The sequence below is a fragment of the Endozoicomonas sp. ONNA2 genome (genome assembly GCF_024606365.1).
GTDB lineage: Bacteria > Pseudomonadota > Gammaproteobacteria > Pseudomonadales > Endozoicomonadaceae > Endozoicomonas.
The window spans coordinates 1-1,004 of sequence record NZ_JAHHPO010000944.1; the positions used below are offsets into that span (position 1 = coordinate 1).

1 protein-coding gene is annotated in these 1,004 nt (G+C 50.2%); it reads right to left on the reverse strand.

The annotated features are described in order from the left end of the window. Window positions 1-293: 293 nt before the first annotated feature. On the reverse strand, window positions 294-1,004 hold a 711-nt coding region (locus KDK14_RS16785; RefSeq protein ID WP_257266327.1), incomplete at its 5' end, for a hypothetical protein.

Here is a 1,004-nt window from a genome sequence, read left to right on the forward strand (position 1 = left end):
ACTGTGTCTGGTGGGGTTATGTCTGGTTGCCGGATCAAAATCAATACCTCATGACAGGGTTGCTTGTGGTGTTATCAGTCCGTTGTCTTATAAGCAGTTAACCAAAGGAAATCGTATTTCTTTTCTGATTTGACATTCCCGCGGCGTCGCAGTTCCGGTCAAAAACTTAAGCCAATCACAGGGCAACGCTCCCAGCGTTATTACTAACCGAAAATAATGAATTTAGTCAGTTATATGGCAGTGGTAAGAAGCGTTTGAATTACATAAGCCTTTTTTTATTGTGAAAATTCACTTCACCACATATCTGTAAAATTGTCCCTCATTCTGAGTTCATTCAAGAGCACCGATTGGTCAGGCTCTTGTTCAATGTTGGTTATGGAGTTGCTGTACCATGATTCTATCCTTTCCTGTTCGGCCAGCAGGAGTGGGTCAATGCTTTGGTTCGATTCAGCCCAGTCCGGTTGGTTAAAGTACAGCGTTTGGTCAGGTTCTGTTCCAATGTTGTTCATGGAGAAACTGTGTTCTGTGATTTTTTCATGGCCTGGCCACAGTGGTTGGTGATGTTTGGAAAAGTCAGGCGTCGTTTTGTCAGGCCAGTACGGGCTGACAACCTCCGACATGGATTGGCTATCGTCATCAGGCGACGTTCTGCCAGTTGAGGTCAGGCTGTCGGCCCCGGATCTTTGGCGGCGATGGTAACAGCAGCACGCAACAGCAGCACCGGCGAGCAGAACAACGCCTGAACCAATGGCGATACAGAGTATGGCAGCCAGGCTTATTGGGGCCCCTGGTGTGGCAGATGGGGTAAAATCGTACCCGGGCAAGGTAGTGTTGCCGGGTAACATGGTCACTGTGGTTGGGGTGTCAGCCGAGGCCGGACCGGTAAACGTCCTGTTAGTGCCCGGTACCGGGTGCGTCGTCCCTGTGGGCGTCGGCGCACCAGTGCCCTGTTTGATGGTTCGGCAAGCCCGTGGTACCAGAGGGGCCATTTTTTTACAGAACTT